Origin of the sequence: Winogradskyella ouciana, assembly GCF_009709615.1 — a bacterium.
Classification (GTDB): domain Bacteria; phylum Bacteroidota; class Bacteroidia; order Flavobacteriales; family Flavobacteriaceae; genus Winogradskyella; species Winogradskyella ouciana.
In genome coordinates, this window is sequence record NZ_WJYA01000001.1 from 146,931 (window position 1) to 164,929 (window position 17,999).

Here is a 17,999-nt window from a genome sequence, read left to right on the forward strand (position 1 = left end):
GCTAATTATAATTTTGTATGTAATATTTTCGGTATTGTATTTTGTTTTTTCTGGCGGGTTTTTTATAAAATCAATACCCTATGATTTTCTTTTAAGTACATTTGTTGTATTCGTTTTTGTGATGCTATATTATAAGCAGTTGTTGAATAGCGAAAAGATATTGTTCTTTTATAAATCGCCATATTTTTATATAAGTTCAGGGCTCTTATTATGGTTTTTATGTGTTACTCCATTATTTATCTTTGATGCATATTTCTATGAGATCAATCAAAGTTTCATTGAATTTAGAAGTTTGTATCTTCTAATTGCTAACATTTTTTTATACGTATGCTTTACATTTGGATTTCTTTATACAATTCAATACAAAAAACCATCAGCAACGAAGAGATTGCCTTAATTTCTTATGTCATTTTCTTTTTCCTGATTATAATTGTTGTGTTTGTTCTGTTTTTTATCATGTTTCAAAAACGTAAAAATCAATTATTGCTTGATAAAATAAAACAACAAAAAGAGTTTGAAGAAGAATTGGCTAAAACCCAACAAGAGATTCAAGAAGAAACTCTAAAGCACGTAGGCAGAGAATTGCATGATAACGTTGGGCAAATGCTTGTGCTGGCCACTATGCAAATGAAATCTGCAGTAAAAGTGGTTGGAGAAGAGGTTAAATCTAAAGTTGCTAATGCTTCTCAATACTTAAAAGAATCGTTAGACGAAGTAAGAGCTTTATCAAAATCCTTAAATAGTGATGTCATTTTCAATTTAGGGTTTGATGCCACAGTAAAGAATGAAATTGAACGCCTAAATAAGTCAGGTTTAATACAAGCAAATCTCACTATTAATGGAGATAATGTAGAATTTGAAAACCATAAAGACGAAATCATTCTCTTTAGGATTTTACAGGAATTTACTTCAAACACTTTAAAATATGCTGAAGCAGAACATCTGAATGTTGAAATTAACTATCATAAAGAATTTTTGAACATTAAGGTAGAAGATGATGGTAATGGTTTCGAATTAGCTACTGCAGAGCAAGGGTCTGGAATGATCAATATGAAAAAACGTGCAGAGTTGATAAATGCAGATTTTCAATTAAACACACAACCTGAAAACGGTACTAAACTCAATTTAAAATACCCATACCGAACTCTCTAACTTTCACAAGCTTGCCATAAAGTATCCTTTGGCAGAGGTGCGGTTATGATTACATTTTCTTTCTTTACAGGATGAACAAACTCCAGTCGTCTTGCATGAAGACTAATGCTCGCATCTTTATTACTACGATCAAAGCCATATTTTAAATCTCCCTTAATAGGGCAACCGATTTTAGAAAGTTGACAACGGATTTGATGGTGTCTTCCGGTTTCTAAATCAACTTCGAGTAAATAAAAATTATCTAATGCTTTAATGATTTTATAATGAAGAATAGCTTTTTTACTACCATCAACCTCTTTGCTATATGCTGTTGATTTATTTTTTTTAGGATTCTTTTTTAGCCAGTGGATTAATTGGTCTTCTGTATTCGGAGGTGGATTTTTTACCAAAGCCCAATACGTTTTATTGGCTTTTTTTTCTGCGAATAATTTATTGAGTCTTGGTAAGGCCTTACTGGTTTTAGAAAACAGCACAATACCTGTGGTAGGCCTATCTAAACGATGCACAACACCTAAATATACATTCCCAGGTTTGTCGTATTTATCTTTTATGTAATCCTTTACAACATCACTTAAAGGTTTGTCACCAGTTTTATCCCCTTGCACAATATCACCAGCACGTTTATTGACAACGATGATATGATTGTCTTCGTAGAGGACTTGAAGATTGGTTTTATTTGAAAGGATTTTGTTTGACATTAGAAATTAGACACGAATTTCACGGATTAGCACGGATTTTTTTACACTAATTTACACAAATGGTTTTTTCCCCTCTGGGGAAATTAAAAGGGGCTTTTAGTACTGCTCCTTATCATTAGGAAAATCCTCAGACTTCACATCTTCTACATATTGAGAAATAGCGTTGGTCATGTCATCATAAAGGTTCATATAGCGACGTAAGAAACGAGGATTAAACTCATGCGTCATGCCAATCATATCGTGAAGCACCAGTACTTGTCCATCCACGCCATCGCCAGCGCCAATACCTATAATTGGTATAGAAACGCTTTCTGCGACTTGCCTGGCCAAATCTGCTGGGATTTTTTCTAAGACAATGCCAAAACAACCCGCTTTTTCTAACATTATAGCATCTTCCTTAAGTTGTAAAGCTTCTTGTTCTTCTTTTGCTCTAACAGTATAGGTTCCAAATTTATAAATAGATTGTGGTGTGAGTCCTAAATGTCCCATAACCGGAATACCAGCATTTAGAATACGCTTAATTGAATCCTTTATTTCTTTACCACCTTCAAGCTTTACGGCATGTCCACCAGATTCCTTCATAATACGTATGGCGGAACGTAAGGCTTCCTTTGGGTCACTTTGATAGGTTCCGAAAGGTAAATCAACAACGACTAATGCTCTATCAATGGCACGTACAACAGATGATGCGTGATAAATCATTTGGTCTAATGTAATAGGTAAAGTGGTTTCATGCCCAGCCATAACATTACTTGCAGAATCGCCTACCAAAATTACATCAACACCTGCGCCATCAACAATTTTTGCCATGGTGTAATCGTAAGCGGTGAGCATGGATATTTTTTCGCCTTTGGACTTCATATCCACAAGGGTTTTTACGGTGATTCTTTTGTATTCTTTCTTGGCTACAGACATAATGATTAAATTAGTGATGTAAAAATAAAGAGATTTGTTAAACTTTTGTTTATTCTACGATAGAAATACGGTCTCAGTCGTATTTTGATTAAAATTTTATAAGATGAAAAAACTGTTACTACTTGGAGCGTTCTGCTTCACATTGATTGTAAACGCACAAAAAACTGAAAAGGAAAATGTAAAAGCAACAATCGTTGAATTTTTCGAAGCTTTCCATAAACAAGATACCACAAAGCTTAAGGCTATGGCAAAAGGCGATATAATAATGCAATCCATTTCGGTGGACAAAGAAGGCAAGACAGTTTTACAAGAAAGTGACTACAGCCAGTTTCTTAAGAATATCGCTAGTATTCCTAAGGACAGAACGTTTGAGGAAAAATTGTTGGATTTCAATATTCAAGTAGATGGAAATATGGCAAATGCTTGGACACCTTACGAATTTTGGTATAATGGCAACTTTAGTCACTGTGGAGTGAATTCCTTTCAGCTTATAAAGGTAAATGATGAGTGGAAAATTATTTATTTGGTCGATACAAGAAGGAGAGAAGGGTGTATTACAAATTCCAAAAACTAAAAAACAAATTCCAATTTACGTTTGAGTAAGAGTTCCTTCCCTCTGGGAAGGCTAGGATGGGCTTTTAACAATCCGACATATGAACACCAACAGCCAAACCACCTTCCGAGGTTTCTTTATACTTGGTATTCATGTCTTTTGCGGTTTCCCACATAGTGTTGACGACTTTATCTAATGGTACTTTTACATTTTTCGGATCTGTATCTAATGCCAATTCAGCAGCATTAATAGCTTTAATGGCTCCCATAGAATTACGTTCTATACATGGAATCTGCACCAATCCACCGATTGGGTCACAGGTTAAGCCTAAGTGATGTTCCATCGCAATTTCGGCAGCTACTATAACTTGTTCTGGTGTTCCTCCCATCAATTCGCATAGCCCACCTGCTGCCATGGCTGAGGACACTCCAATTTCTGCTTGGCAGCCTCCCATTGCCGCAGATATAGTCGCCCCTTTTTTAAAGATACTTCCAATTTCGCTGGCCACTAATAAGAACTTTTTAATGTGCTCAAAGTCTGCTTCATGATTTTCAATAACCATATAATACATCAAAACTGCAGGAATTACTCCAGCACTACCATTTGTAGGTGCAGTAACCACACGACCAAGGGAAGCGTTAACTTCATTCACAGCTAGGGCAAAACAACTTACCCATTTTAATATTTGTCTGAATTTGACTTCTGTTTTTCTGATGGTGTTCAACCATGCTTCAGGGTTTTCATATGTATAATCACCTATTAAATTTTTGTGCATATCGTAAGCACGTCTCCTTACATTAAGTCCGCCTGGTAGGTTACCTTCTGTGTGACAGCCTGTGTACATACACTCTAGCATTGTAGTCCAAATACGTTGTAACTCAAAATCTATGGAAACTTCATCTCTAATCGATTTTTCATTTTCCAATACAACTCCAGAAATTGGTAAATTTAACTGATGGCAATATTTTAGAAGTTCATCTCCTTTTTCAACAGGATAAGGGAATGTACAGTAGAAAATAATTTTGTTGGCTTTAGAAATTTTACGTTTTTCTTGTACTACAAAGCCTCCACCAATAGAGTAGTAGGTGGATTTATAATTTCGACCATTTATAAACGCAGTAAAAGTAAGTCCATTGGCATGAAACGGTAAAAACTTACGATTGAATTTTATCTGTTCCTTTGGGTTAAAAGGAAGTGTTTTTTCACCATTAAAATTTAAGGTATTTGTAGTTTTTATATTAGCCACAGTTTTGTCAATATCCTCAACCGGAACGCGCTCAGGATCGGATCCACTAAGACCCAACATTACAGCATAATCCGTGGCATGTCCTTTTCCTGTTAGGGATAATGAACCATAAAGATCTACAGTTATGTTTTCAACCTTATCAAAGCGGTTTTTATCTTTAAGTTCTTGTATCCAGCGCTCAGCAGCACGCCAAGGCCCTAAGGTATGTGAGCTCGATGGTCCAATGCCAATCTTAAGCATGTCAAAAACAGAGATACATTCCATTTGTGTTCTAAATTTCTATTGCAAATATACATTATGTTTATCTGGTTTTTTTTATAAAAAAACAGCCTTGATTTTTAATCAAAGCTGCTAGCTAATTTATATATAGGTTAAGTTAACGTTTTATAAATTCTTCGATTCCGTATGCGCTCATTACAGCATTTAAATCAGATAAATCTACACGGCCAACATTTTCAGCAGGTACCAAAACAACTCTGAATACTTGCGCATCTGTGTAAGAAGAGTCTAATGTTGAAAAGTCTATGGTTCCGTCTAAAAAGAATCGGACATCATTTTGTGTAAAATCAAAATTATAGACTAGAGTTCCATCCTCAAAGTATTCCGTTTGAGGTAAAGGTCGCCATATGTCCTGACCATTGTCTACTTCCCATGAAATATAAACTAGGGCAACAGCTGTAGGTCCAACCTCAAAACCATAAGGTTCTATAAGTTCATAGTTATCTTCAGGAGTAAAATCTAGAACAATTTCGAAAGCTGGCGGAACACCAACACCATCTTGGCCGTCCTGGCCATCAAATCCATCAAAACCCGGAGGACCTTGAGGGCCTTCGCAAGCGGTTAATAATAAAGCAAATACTGAAATAAAGGTTAAAATACGTTTCATGATATCTAAAGTTTTTCTTTATAGCATCAAAGGTTATTCCAAAGTGATGCTCAATAAGAAATACTTTCTCAAAAAGAAATCTGACATCATGTCACATTTTTTGTCATGGCATAGAACTTGACTTATACTAGTCGAGTTAAAAATTAAAAACACAACAAAATATAGATATTAATTATGAGTAAGATTATTGGAATTGATTTAGGTACAACCAACTCTTGCGTTTCTGTAATGGAAGGTAACGAGCCAGTTGTAATCCCAAACGCTGAAGGTAAGAGAACAACACCTTCGGTTATTGCCTTTGTAGAAGGTGGTGAAATTAAAGTTGGTGATCCAGCAAAAAGACAAGCAGTGACAAACCCAACAAAAACGGTTTATTCTATTAAGCGTTTTATGGGTAACAAATATTCTGAATCTAAAAAAGAAGCAGAACGTGTGCCGTATAAAGTGGTAAAAGGTGACAACGATACTCCACGTGTGGATATTGATGGTCGTTTATACACACCACAAGAATTGTCAGCTATGATTCTTCAAAAGATGAAGAAAACTGCTGAGGATTATTTAGGAGCTGATGTAAGTAAAGCAGTTATTACTGTGCCAGCATACTTTAATGACTCACAGCGTCAAGCAACAAAAGAAGCTGGTGAGATTGCAGGATTAAAAGTAGAGCGTATTATCAATGAGCCTACTGCTGCGGCCTTAGCTTACGGATTGGATAAAAAATCTAAAGACCAAAAAATCGTTGTATTCGATTTTGGTGGTGGTACACATGATGTTTCTATTCTTGAATTAGGAGACGGAGTGTTTGAAGTATTATCAACAGATGGTGACACACATTTAGGTGGTGACGATATTGATGAAAGAATCATCGATTGGTTAGCTGATGAGTTCATGAATGATGAAGATATGGACTTACGTAAAGATCCTATGGCTTTACAACGTCTTAAAGAAGCAGCTGAAAAAGCGAAGATTGAATTATCATCTTCTGCACAGACAGAAATCAACTTACCTTATGTAACCGCTACCGCTAGTGGACCAAAGCACTTGGTACGTACATTGACACGTTCTAAATTTGAGCAGTTAATCGATGATTTAATCAAACGTACTATTGAGCCATGTGAAACGGCATTGAAAGCAGCAGGATTATCTAAGTCTGATATTGACGAAGTAATCTTGGTAGGTGGTTCTACACGTATTCCTGCAGTACAGGAAGCTGTAGAGAAATTCTTCGGAAAAGCACCAAGTAAAGGTGTAAACCCTGACGAAGTTGTAGCATTGGGTGCTGGTATTCAAGGTGGTGTATTAACCGGTGACGTAAAAGACGTTCTTTTATTAGATGTTACTCCATTATCACTAGGTATTGAAACCATGGGTAATGTAATGACCAAGTTAATTGATGCCAATACAACGATTCCTACAAAGAAATCGCAAGTATTCTCAACAGCAGCAGACAATCAGCCATCGGTAGAGATTCACGTATTACAAGGTGAGCGTCCTATGGCAGCAGATAACAAAACGATTGGTCGTTTCCACTTGGATGGAATTCCACCAGCAAGACGAGGAACACCTCAGATTGAAGTAACGTTTGATATTGATGCCAACGGTATCATTAAAGTATCTGCGGAGGATAAAGCCACTGGTAAGAAGCAAGATATCCGTATTGAAGCGTCATCTGGATTAACAGAAGAGGAAATCGCTAAAATGAAGCAAGAGGCTGAAGCTAATGCAGAAGCAGATGCAAAAGCTAAGGAAACTGCAGATAAGTTGAATCAGGCTGATGCAATGATCTTCCAAACTGAAAAGCAATTAGAAGAATTTGGTGATAAATTATCTGATGATAAGAAGAAGCCAATTGAAGAAGCTCTAGAGGAATTGAAGAAAGCTTATGAAACTAAAGATATCGCGGTAATAGATCCAGCTTTAGAGAAAATCAATGAAGCATGGAAAGTTGCTAGCGAAGAGATGTACAAAGCACAGGCCGAAGCACAAGGTGCGCCAGAAGGTGGACCAACGGATGCGGGAGCAGGTGCAAAAGGACAAGCTCAAGATGCTAACGATAGTAGTGATGTAGAAGATGTAGACTTTGAGGAAGTGAAGTAAGTTAGATTTTTCATTGACTAGGTCGAATCTTTGATTTCTGAATTTATTTCAGAATCTAGAATATAAAAACGCAATCATTAATTTGATTGCGTTTTTTTGTTGCTACAACTCAAAAAATGTTCAATTTATAGTCATAGACTCCCATTTAATCGGATTATTTGTGTTTTATTTAAGAAATAAGCTAGCTTTCGTCATCATTTAACCCAAATCGAATGAATAAGCTAATCATAAACTTCACTCCTACCGGAATGATACCCACTAAGGACATGACACCTCATGTACCTGTTACAATCAACGAAATTGTAGAAGATGTTCACCGTGCGTACGAGCTAGGGATAACCATGACTCACATACATGCCAGAGATGAAAAGACTGGTGTACCTACTTACAAAAAAGAAGTTTACGCTCAATTGATAGAGGGTATAAGAAAATACGCGCCAGACTTAGTGATTTGTACATCGCTTAGTGGTCGTAATTTTAATACTTTGGATAAGAGAGCAGACGTATTATCTTTAGAGGGTGACTTAAAACCAGATATGGGCAGTTTAACCCTAAGTTCTTTAAATTTTAATAAGGTAGCGAGTATGAACGCTCCAAGTATGATTGAAGACTTGGCAAAAACAATGAAAGCTAAGGGAATTGTACCAGAACTGGAAGTATTTGATGTAGGTATGATTAACTTTGGAAAGTACTTGGTGAAGAAAGATTACATAAGGCCTCCATTATATTATAATCTACTTTTTGGAAATATTGCCTGCGCACAAACCAATTTATTGCATACAGGAGTAATGCTTAATGATATTCCTGAAGATGCTTTGGTTAGTATTGCTGGTATTGGTAATGGACAATTAATGATGAATTCTTTGGCTATTGCTATTGGTAAGGGAGTAAGAGTTGGTTTAGAGGACAATATTTGGTTTGATGCAGAACGTACACGATTGGCAACAAACACATCACTTATAGAACGAATACATACTATTGCCAAAGCCAATAACAGAGAAATTATGACTCCGTCAGAGTTTAGAGTTCAAATGGATATGGAGCCTGGCAATGGTCGCTATGGTCGTATTTATAAATAACCATTAATTTATGGAAGGAGATAAAAAAGGCTTATCCTATAGAGTTAAATGGATGTCCAATATCATAAAACATGGATTGTTTTGGCATGGTGTGCGTAATAATTTAGCCAAGATTGGATTGGATTTTATGCCATATTATTGGGTTAGAGAAGCTACCAGCTCAGTTACACCTCCAGAAATTAGGGGAGAAGATAAAGATTTTGAAATAACCACTTTTGGTGAAGCTGAAATTAATTACATAAAGAATACTATAATTGGTATTGAGCAGAAAGATTTATTGGCTGACCTTAAGAATGGGGAAATTTGTATCGGACTAAAGCACAAAGATGAAATCGCTGCATATATGTTTATAAAATGCAGACCATTTACCTTTAGAAAACGGGTTTTTGATTTGCAACCTACGGAAAGCTATTTGCATAGTATGTACACTTTTGAAGCCTATAGAGGCAAGAACCTTGCACCATTTTTACGCTACCATAGTTACAAGTATTTAGAAAAAAAAGGCATAACAAACTTTTATAGTGTTAGCGAGTATTTTAATAAGTCCACAATAAGGTTTAAGAAGAAATTGAATTCTAAGCCAATGAAACTCTACCTCAGTTTAGTGATCTTTAAAAAATGGACTATGAATTTTACTTTAAAAAACTATAGCTAAAATAGGCTCTATATAGAACTATTATTATGGAAAATAATAAAAAGGGAATTATCAATAGAATAAAGTGGATGTATAAACTTTCCAAACATGGTTTGTTTATGCAAGGTCTGCGTAATAATCTTGCCAAGATTGGTATAGATATAATGCCATATTATTATTTTATTTCAACCAAAGATACTGCTGTGCCTCAGAAAATTAAAGGTGAAAAAATAAATTCTACGGTTACGGTTTTTGATGAGTCTGATTTAAAATTAATAAAGGCTTCAATTAGCGGCTTAGATCAAAAAGATTTTCTTGAAGATCTAAAAAATGGCGATATATGTATGGGCATAAAGCACAATAACGAAATTGTTGCCTATTCTATGATTAAAAACAAACCATTTTATTTTAGAAAACGCTATTTCCATTTAACCGAGAAAGATATTTATATACATAGTCTATATACATTTGATAAGTACAGAGGAAAGAATATTTCTCCCTATATGAAATACGAACGTTATGGGTTATTTGAAAAGCAAGGAGTAATTTACCACCATGCTATTACTGAATATTTTAATAAGTCTGCTTTAAGAATACAATACAAATTAAAGGCTAAAACCGTTGCCCTATATCTTAGTGTTATATTATTTAAAAAGTGGACATTTAACTATACATTAAAGAAATATTAACTTCATGATATGTATCATTTCTTTAAAAATATAGCGACCAAAAACTTCAGTAGGCTAAGAAAACGCGTTCTCGATTTCAATCATGTAATGAACTCTCGCAATAAAGTTAAAGCTTTAATGCGCAATATTGAGGTTTCTAAATTGAGTCCAAATGAAATTAAAGAAGCGAAATCATTTTTTAAGTCAAGAGGTTACAAGTTAAATCATACGGAATGGCATACGTTCTACAAATCCATGAATGGGGAATTTCATAAAGATTATATTCCATTAGGCTTATTTAAAACTAAAATTTCACCAAAGCTTAATGAAAAGATACAGTGGCCAGCTCTGTTGGATAAGAATATAATATATCGAATATTTAAAGGATTTGAACTGCCAAAACGCATAGTTCAGAACATTAACGGCTTTTATTATATAAATGACCAACCTGTTACTTTTGATGAAGCTGTAAATGAAATGTGTAAAAACGGAAACCAACTTATCATCAAACCAAGTATAGATTCAGGTGGTGGTAAAAAGGTTGTAGCTTTTGAGGTTATAGGAAATAAAACGTCACACAAAAATTTAAGTGTTGAGGACCTTTTAAAACTATATAAAAAGGATTTCATTGTACAAGAGTTTTTAGAGCAAAGTGAAACAATGCGTAAACTCAACCCTTCAAGTTTAAATACCTTACGAGTAATATCATATCTAAACGGTAATGGGGTAAATATACTTTCTACTACTGCCAGAGTAGGAGGTTTAAATAGTCGCACGGATAATTACTCCTCTGGTGGCATATTGTGTGGTGTAGATAGTAATGGAAAAATTAAAACCAAAGGCTATTCTAAAAAAGGGGTAGCTCTAGATCAAACATTCTCTGGTGTAAAACTCATTGGATTTACTGTGCCTAATTATAATCGAGTTGTGGATATGGTAAAGTCCATTCACGTTAGAATTCCATATTTTAAACTTGTCTCTTGGGATATCGCCATTAATAAAAACAATAAGCCAGTTTTAGTTGAATATAATACCTACAATCAAGGTTTAGAAGTTCAAATAGTAACAGGGCCACTTTTCGGTAAGTTTACAGATGAAATCTTAGCAAAGGCACTAGAATAGTTTAATAAATAGAGCGTATTTATGTCTATATATCAAAATTTTAAAAATTCATTTGTTAAGCGAATACCTATTATTCAGCAACGATTAACGCAATTGCAATTAGAGATAAGTGCTAGGCGGTATATGAAGACTTTATTGGCAAAAAAAGATTTGCCAAAACTAAGTGCTGAAGAAATTAAAGAAGCCAAATCTTATTTTAAATCAAGGGGTTATAATTTGAAAAACACCTATTGGCACAGGTATTATAAAGGTATAAATGGTGAGTTTCATAAAAATTATGTCCCTTACGATATTTTTAACCCTAGGATTAATCCTATGTTGAATCAGAGAAGACAGTGGCCAGCACTATTAGACAAAAACTTAACGTACCACTTATTTAGGGAGTTTAACCAACCTAAGCGTATTGTTCAGAATATTAATGGCTTCTATTATATTAACGACGAAATTGTGGATTTGCAAGAAGCCATTAACGCCTGTGGATCTATTGAGAGCAAATTAATTATTAAGCCAACTATAGATACTGGACGCGGAAAAATGGTAAATACATTTAGTGTCATAAATTCCAAGACTACATATAAAGATTATAGTATCGAAAAATTGTTTCGATTGTACGGTAAAGATTTTGTGGTTCAAGAATTTCTAGAACAAAGTGATGTGTTAAAATCACTCAACCCTTCGAGTTTAAACACGCTTAGAATAGTATCTTACTTAAATAATGAAGGAGTACATATCTTATCTTCAGTTTTGAGAGTTGGAAAGTTAGGAAGCTCTACAGATAATTTCTCAACTGGAGGTCTTTTTTGTGGCATATTACACGATGGCACCCTAAAAGGAAAAGGTTATAATCCTAAAGGTGAAGTAGTAACAGAAGCTTCAACAGGTGTCAGTTTAGCAGGCTGTAAAATACCCAATTATGCAAAAGTGCAAGAAATGGTAAAGTCCATGCATCATGTGGTTCCGTATTTTAAAATTATTGCTTGGGATATAGGAATAAACAAAGACGATTTTCCATACCTAATAGAGTACAATACTCACAAGCTAGGTATTGATTTGCAAATAGCAGATGGGCCTTTGCTAGGTGGTTTTACAGACGAAATTTTAGCTTTAGCCTTAAAAAAATCTTAGGCTTTTTTGTAATTATTGATTACTTTTCTTCTTTTTCCGGAAGATAATGGTGGAATTTCATCAACATACGTAATGACAACATTGGCATCGCTACCAAAGTCAGATTTTATACTGGTAATTAATTCATCTTCAAATTCAAAATTTTCGCCTTGTAGATTCAGTTTTACTTCATATTCTTTTTCCCCTTGTTGTATAAACTGATACTGCTTTAATAAATGGTAATAGTTGTAAAACTTGGTATAAACCACAAACGAAGACACAATATTGCCTTTAGAGTCATGGATAACATCCATTTTACGACCCTCAATTTGTTCTAATACCTCTACACCATCTTCATTTAAAGCAAGTTTTGCAATATCACCAGTATCATATCTAATTATTGGCATGGCATAATTAAACAAATCAGTAACTACAATTCTTCCAAATTCACCTGGTTTAACAGGCTTGTCATTATCGAGATTCAAAATTTCTACATGGTAACTAGCATGATTAATTACAAAGTTGTTGGGTGATTGCAGCGTTTGCTGGGCAATCATACCCACTTCTTCGCTAGAATATCTTGAAAGTACTTGTGTGTCTAAATGCTTACCCAAAGTTTCTTTTGTATAAGTATTTAAATATTCTGAGTTTGCAATAGCAGCTATTATGCCTGTATCTTTTAAAAAGATATTGTTTCTTTCTAAGTATTGGGCGACCATTTCATAAGAAGACGCAAAGCCTAACATGGTTTTTTTAGACTGCCTATCTTTTTTTATAAGATTTAAAAATGCTTCAATTCTTTCATCGGTCAATCTAGAGATATCAAACTGAACGGCATTCTGCAGCCAAGCTTTTAATTTTCCCTTTTCATTGTGTCCTCTCCAGACTTCAAGTTCATAAAGTCTATTTCCAATTTCAAAACTGGCGGCATTGAAGAAGTATATGATATCAGCATGATTTCTGTTGCGTTTCCCTTTGTTTTGATATAAGAAAAAAGGAACTCCAGTAGAGCCACTCGTAGAGACTTTAAAATTATCTGAATCCTTAAATTTATAGGACTGAAACTGTTCAAAGTTATCCTGAATGGTCGTTTTTCTTATTACAGGAAAATCTGAAATGGTTTTAGCATTATTGAAATTACCATAATAGAGAGTCGTTTCAACCGCATGCTTAATAATGTTGTTGGTATGTTGATTCTTTAAGTCTTTAGCCTTATCAGAATTAGGATACTTAACGCCAAGCTCAACTTCATTAAGTTGGTTTTTTATAAGCCCTCCTTTAAGACCATCAAGTGTCCAAAAAAACTTATTTCGTACCGAGTTAAGAAGCATAAGGCACTTTTTTAACCAGGATTTTAGAACTTGCTTTTTTGTCCTTTATAGTATTTATAGGTACACCAAATGCTAACTTATGATCACCTATAGACTTTAGAACTAATGATGCTCCTCCTATGGTAGTATAATCACCTATGGTTGTATTTTGTGCAACTGATGCGCTTAGGCATATTGTAGAACAAAACCCTATTTTTACATTGCCGCCTATTGTGGCACCAGATGCTAAGCTCGAAAAATCAGACATTATAGAATCATGCCCTAGAGACGATTTTGTATTTAAAAGACAAAACTTCCCAACTTTAGCATTAGCGTTTACTATAGCTCCAGGCATAACTACGGTACCCTCAGGTATTATAATATCATTTGCAAGTATAGCGCTGGGATGTACTATAGGAATAAACTTGAGGTTAGGCGCAACGTCAATAATGTTCTTATATGCAAGTAACCGTGTATCATTATTGCCAATACCAATAACAATTCCGTCAATATCAAACTTTTTGATAAGGCTTGGCAGTAATTCTAAATTACCTAAAACTTTAAATCCATATACATCTTCATTAATAGGCTTATAAGAATCTATAAAGCCCAAGAAATTGTGAGTATTATTCTTCTGTATAATATCCACAATCATCTTAGCGTGGCCAGATGCACCATAAATTAAAATATTTTTCATAGCGTAAGTATAAGTTATTATAGAACCCTCTTAAGTGATTACCATTAAAGTTTGTTCATAGATTTGGATGCATGTCAAAGATATTAACAATTGTTAATAAATAGCATTTATAAGGCTAACAGTAAGTTTTTATCTATTAAAAGACATTTTGTTGATGTATTTAAGGTTAATTTTACCTTCATTTTGCAAAATAGAAGTTTCTCTAATTAAGAATATTCATGCCTTTCCATATATCATTTAAGGATAATGTTAGACCAAAAAATCTGGCTGTAAAACTTAGTTCTAAAGGTGAACAATCTGTAGTAAAAGGTCATCCTTGGGTGTTTTCAAATAGCATTGTAAAGATTAATGATGATGCAAAGACAGGAGATTTAGCAATTATATTCAGCAAAAACAAGAATAAGGTTATAGGCTTTGGATTATACGACGATAATTCACCAATCCGTATTAAGATGATTCACAATGCGGAAACCAAAGCGGAAATTAATACAGATTTCTTTCACCAAAAAATAGAACTGGCTTATAACAAAAGGTTAGAGCTACTGGAAACCAATACCAATAGTTATAGACTGTTATTTGGCGAAAATGATGGTTTTCCAGGCTTAATAGCAGATGTTTATGATTCCGTTTTGGTCGTAAAATTATATTCCGAAATATGGCTTCCTTATTTAGAACCTATAGTAAAAAGTTTGCAACAAGTTTCTATGACAAAAACCATAGTGATGCGTTTGAGTAGGAATCTTCAAAACAGTAAAAATCATAACCTTGAAGATGGTAAGGTAATCTATGGTGATTTAGAAAATGAGGTTGTAGAGTTTAAAGAGCATGGAGTTAAATTTTCTGCCAACGTGATAAAGGGCCATAAAACAGGTTACTTTTTAGACCACAGGCATAATAGAAAAAGAGTAGGCGAGTTAAGCTCGCACAAAACAGTTTTGGATGTATTTTCTTATGCAGGTGGATTTTCTGTACATGCATTAGCTAATGGAGCAACTGAAGTCACAAGCTTGGACATAAGCAAGCAAGCACTAGAAATCGCTTTAGAAAATGGAAGCTTGAACGACTATTCAGGACTTCATAAAACCATTGTAGGTGATGCTTTTACCGAAATGAAAAAATTGATTAAGAGAGGCAAACGTTATGATGTCGTTGTAATCGACCCACCAAGTTTCGCCAAACAAAAATCTGACGTAGAACTGGCAAAGAAAAAGTACGCACAGTTGGCATCACTAGGAGAGAAGCTCACAGCAAAGAAAGGATTGCTGGTATTGGCATCTTGCTCCTCAAGAGTTCTGGCACAATCTTTTTTTGACTTAAATAGCAGAGTGTTAAATGAACAATCCAGACTTTTCGAAACCGCTCTAAAAACCCAGCACGATGTTGATCATCCGATTTCATTTCCAGAAGGAGCTTATCTAAAATGTGGATACTATAGATTTTTAGAGTAAAAAGTATTATGCATGCATAGTAATTATTAGTATATTTGCTCAAATCAATTTCTGGCATGAGTACTCAACTAACCCAACTCCTAAACATAAAATACCCAATCATACAAGCACCAATGTTCTTGGTGTCTAACGTGGCTATGGTTACTGAAGCGATGAAAGCTGGTATTGCAGGTTGTATTCCTGCGTTGAATTACAGAACACTTGAAGAGTTAAGAGATGCCATAAAAGAACTGAAAGCAAATAAGGTTGAAGGAGGTTCTTTTGGTTTCAACTTAATTGTGAATAAATCTAATATTAAATACAAAGGACAATTAGAAGTCATTTGTGAAGAAGGTTGTGATTTTATTATTACCTCTTTGGGAAGTCCAGAGGAAACTATCAGACAAGCACATGCCGTTGGTATTAAGGTATTCTGCGATGTAACGGATTTAAAGTTCGCCAAAAAAGTGGAAAGCCTTGGAGCTGATGCAGCCATTGCTGTAAATAATGAAGCAGGTGGTCATAGAGGAAATTTATCTCCAGAAGATTTGACGAGTTTATTAAACAAGGAATTATCCATTCCCATAATTTCTGCTGGTGGAGTAGGATGTAAAGAAGATATTGATAAAATGTTGAGTTATGGAGCAGCAGGCGTTTCTGTTGGAAGTCCATTTATTGCTTCAATTGAAGCTGGTGTCACTGACGAATACAAACAAGCTTGTGTAGATTATGGTGCTGATGATATTATAATGACCGAACGTATTTCTGGTACTCCATGTACAGTTATCAACACGCCTTATGTTCAGAAAATTGGCACTAAAGCCACTTGGATTGAAAATCTACTGAACAAAAATCGAAAACTAAAAAAATGGGTGAAGATGATTCGTTTTTCCATGGGAATGAAAGCAACAGAAAAAGCCGCTAAAAAAGCGACTTATAAAACAGTGTGGGTTGCAGGACCAAGTATTGAGCATACTAAGGAAATCCTTCCTGTAAAAGATATTGTTGCGAAACTTATAAATTAAGCAGCGCTAATTCTTCCTCTAGCTTTTTTTTCTTTTGTTTACCAGTAAAAATATTGAAGGTGTAACTGGCAGTAAGACCACCTAACATCGTTGCTACTAATTCGCTCGTATCAAACTTGCCACTAATAATATTACCGTCATAGAATTCTTTAGAAAACCCAGCTAGAGAAGAAAGTCCGAAACTGTACCAAAAGGCCTTACTTTTACTTTTTGTTTTAGAATACACTAGGGCATATGTTCCGCTAGATATGGCTGCACCCACTGCAAAATGTAAGCCATCATCTTCTAGAGTGACTTGCGATAAACTTAGATTAAAAAATGCAAAAGCAAGTAACGTAATAATAATTTTCATGATTGGTTGGTTGATTGAGCGTAAAGTAATCTTTTATAGATTAATCTTTTAGTATAATCGTTAGAGCTTATATTTATACGATTAAATGGTAAGACTATATTTCTTTTTTCATTCAGAGATGATGACATTTTTATTTCTCTACGATGCAATGGTAAACTACAAAACCGCTCATCATGAAAACCCTAAAATTTCTTTTCATTTGTTTTTGCATTAATTTATCATTCTCCCAAGTGGGTATTGGTACAACTAATCCTGATGCTTCATCAATGTTGGATATTGAAAGTACCACCTCAGGTTTATTGATTCCAAGAATGACAGAGTCAGATCGGCTTGCCATAGCATCACCAGCCGAAGGACTTATGATATATCAAACCAATTTTTCTTCTGGTTTTTGGTTTTATGATGGTTCTAGTTGGAATCAATTGACCTTTGGGGCTTCTGGTGAGTTTCAAAGTATCGGAGGAATTGTTCAAAATACTACCAATATTGGTAGCGATGATTTTGTATTTGGAAGTACAACTTTATCAGGTTCAGGCTCACGATTCTTTTTTGATAAGAGTAAAGGTGCCTTTAGAGCAGGGCAAGCTTTAGGAAGTGAATGGGATGATATTAATGTAGGAAATAATTCTACAGCTCTAGGTTCAGGAAATACAGCCTCAGGTGATGGAAGCTTCGCCTTTGGTCAGTTTGCGATAGCTTCGGGCTCAGGTTCGGTGTCATTTTCTGGCAGCAACGCAGCAGGCAGCCAAAGTCTGGCAGGTATCAACAGTGCGACATCGGGAACTTTTGCAATAGCATTGCAAGGCGGTAATGCTACTGAAGAGTCCAGTATTTCAATAGGACCAAATTCATCATCAGAAGCTCAAGAGGGCATCGCTATAGGAAGCTCAAGCACAGTATCGGCATCGGCAACCAATGGCTTGGCATTAGGTTCATCCAACTCGGTCACTGCTGCCAACGGAACGGCCATTGGCTACAATAATACAGCCTCAGGTGATGGAAGCTTCGCCTTTGGTCAGTTTGCGATAGCTGGG

The 17,999-nt window shown here is 35.0% G+C and carries 18 protein-coding genes; 11 read left to right on the forward strand and 7 right to left on the reverse strand.

The window, feature by feature from the left end; genetic code table 11:
* Positions 1–327 precede the first annotated feature (327 nt).
* The gene (locus tag F1003_RS00680) at positions 328–1,152 is read left to right on the forward strand and encodes a sensor histidine kinase (RefSeq protein WP_155087274.1); all 825 of its coding nucleotides are present in this window, start codon (positions 328–330) and stop codon (positions 1,150–1,152) included.
* On the opposite strand, the gene F1003_RS00685 is transcribed toward F1003_RS00680, so the two are convergent.
* Positions 1,149–1,850, reverse strand: a complete 702-nt coding sequence (locus F1003_RS00685; protein WP_155087275.1) for an RluA family pseudouridine synthase — start codon at positions 1,848–1,850, stop codon at positions 1,149–1,151. The genes F1003_RS00680 and F1003_RS00685 overlap by 4 nt on opposite strands.
* 96 nt (positions 1,851–1,946) lie before the next feature.
* Positions 1,947–2,765 carry a 3-methyl-2-oxobutanoate hydroxymethyltransferase gene (panB, locus tag F1003_RS00690; RefSeq protein WP_155087276.1) on the reverse strand — a complete coding sequence of 273 codons (819 nt, stop codon included), beginning with the start codon at positions 2,763–2,765 and terminating at the stop codon, positions 1,947–1,949.
* Positions 2,766–2,868: 103 nt separating this feature from the next.
* On the opposite strand from panB, the gene F1003_RS00695 reads away from it, so the two are divergent.
* Entirely contained in the window at positions 2,869–3,339 is a 471-nt protein-coding gene (locus F1003_RS00695) for a nuclear transport factor 2 family protein (protein WP_155087277.1), read from the forward strand.
* Between the two features lie 64 nt (positions 3,340–3,403).
* Here the strand turns inward: F1003_RS00695 and F1003_RS00700 are convergent, their stop codons facing one another.
* Both F1003_RS00700 and F1003_RS00705 read right to left on the reverse strand, forming a co-directional pair.
* The gene (locus tag F1003_RS00700; RefSeq protein WP_155087278.1) at positions 3,404–4,828 is read right to left on the reverse strand and encodes an L-serine ammonia-lyase; all 1,425 of its coding nucleotides are present in this window, start codon (positions 4,826–4,828) and stop codon (positions 3,404–3,406) included.
* A 112-nt stretch (positions 4,829–4,940) separates the two neighbouring features.
* Positions 4,941–5,450 carry a collagen-like triple helix repeat-containing protein gene (locus F1003_RS00705; RefSeq protein WP_155087279.1) on the reverse strand — a complete coding sequence of 170 codons (510 nt, stop codon included), beginning with the start codon at positions 5,448–5,450 and terminating at the stop codon, positions 4,941–4,943.
* Between the two features lie 174 nt (positions 5,451–5,624).
* Between F1003_RS00705 and dnaK the strand changes: the two genes are divergently transcribed.
* The 6 genes from dnaK (at position 5,625) to F1003_RS00735 (ending at position 12,175) form a co-directional block, all read left to right on the forward strand.
* Positions 5,625–7,547, forward strand: coding sequence for a molecular chaperone DnaK (gene dnaK, locus F1003_RS00710; RefSeq protein WP_155087280.1), 1,923 nt, complete (start codon positions 5,625–5,627; stop codon positions 7,545–7,547).
* Positions 7,548–7,759: 212 nt separating this feature from the next.
* A complete protein-coding gene (locus tag F1003_RS00715) occupies positions 7,760–8,626 on the forward strand; it encodes a beta-keto acid cleavage family enzyme (protein ID WP_155087281.1) in 867 nt (288 codons plus the stop codon).
* Between the two features lie 10 nt (positions 8,627–8,636).
* On the forward strand, positions 8,637–9,281 hold the full coding sequence (locus F1003_RS00720; RefSeq protein ID WP_155087282.1) for a GNAT family N-acetyltransferase: 645 nt from the start codon (positions 8,637–8,639) through the stop codon (positions 9,279–9,281).
* Between the two features lie 26 nt (positions 9,282–9,307).
* Complete coding sequence (locus tag F1003_RS00725; protein ID WP_155087283.1) at positions 9,308–9,949, forward strand: hypothetical protein; 642 nt, start codon at positions 9,308–9,310, stop codon at positions 9,947–9,949.
* 9 nt (positions 9,950–9,958) lie between these two features.
* Positions 9,959–11,050, forward strand: a complete 1,092-nt coding sequence (locus tag F1003_RS00730; protein WP_155087284.1) for a sugar-transfer associated ATP-grasp domain-containing protein — start codon at positions 9,959–9,961, stop codon at positions 11,048–11,050.
* A 21-nt stretch (positions 11,051–11,071) separates the two neighbouring features.
* The gene (locus F1003_RS00735) at positions 11,072–12,175 is read left to right on the forward strand and encodes a sugar-transfer associated ATP-grasp domain-containing protein (RefSeq protein ID WP_155087285.1); all 1,104 of its coding nucleotides are present in this window, start codon (positions 11,072–11,074) and stop codon (positions 12,173–12,175) included.
* Here F1003_RS00735 and F1003_RS00740 read toward each other — a convergent pair.
* Together F1003_RS00740 and F1003_RS00745 are read right to left on the reverse strand one after the other, a co-directional pair.
* Positions 12,172–13,485 carry a phenylacetate--CoA ligase family protein gene (locus F1003_RS00740; protein WP_155087286.1) on the reverse strand — a complete coding sequence of 438 codons (1,314 nt, stop codon included), beginning with the start codon at positions 13,483–13,485 and terminating at the stop codon, positions 12,172–12,174. The two genes, F1003_RS00735 and F1003_RS00740, sit on opposite strands and share 4 nt — an antisense overlap.
* Positions 13,475–14,161 carry a NeuD/PglB/VioB family sugar acetyltransferase gene (locus F1003_RS00745; RefSeq protein ID WP_155087287.1) on the reverse strand — a complete coding sequence of 229 codons (687 nt, stop codon included), beginning with the start codon at positions 14,159–14,161 and terminating at the stop codon, positions 13,475–13,477. The genes F1003_RS00740 and F1003_RS00745 overlap by 11 nt, the downstream gene beginning before the upstream one ends.
* 218 nt (positions 14,162–14,379) lie before the next feature.
* On the opposite strand from F1003_RS00745, the gene F1003_RS00750 reads away from it, so the two are divergent.
* Together F1003_RS00750 and F1003_RS00755 are read left to right on the forward strand one after the other, a co-directional pair.
* A complete protein-coding gene (locus F1003_RS00750) occupies positions 14,380–15,609 on the forward strand; it encodes a class I SAM-dependent rRNA methyltransferase (protein ID WP_155087288.1) in 1,230 nt (409 codons plus the stop codon).
* A gap of 56 nt (positions 15,610–15,665) precedes the next feature.
* Entirely contained in the window at positions 15,666–16,613 is a 948-nt protein-coding gene (locus F1003_RS00755; protein ID WP_155087289.1) for an NAD(P)H-dependent flavin oxidoreductase, read from the forward strand.
* Here the strand turns inward: F1003_RS00755 and F1003_RS00760 are convergent.
* The gene (locus F1003_RS00760; protein WP_155087290.1) at positions 16,603–16,965 is read right to left on the reverse strand and encodes a hypothetical protein; all 363 of its coding nucleotides are present in this window, start codon (positions 16,963–16,965) and stop codon (positions 16,603–16,605) included. The two genes, F1003_RS00755 and F1003_RS00760, sit on opposite strands and share 11 nt — an antisense overlap.
* A 173-nt stretch (positions 16,966–17,138) precedes the next feature.
* Here F1003_RS00760 and F1003_RS00765 point away from each other — a divergent pair.
* On the forward strand, positions 17,139–17,999 hold an 861-nt coding region (locus tag F1003_RS00765), incomplete at its 3' end, for a phage tail-like protein (protein WP_155087291.1).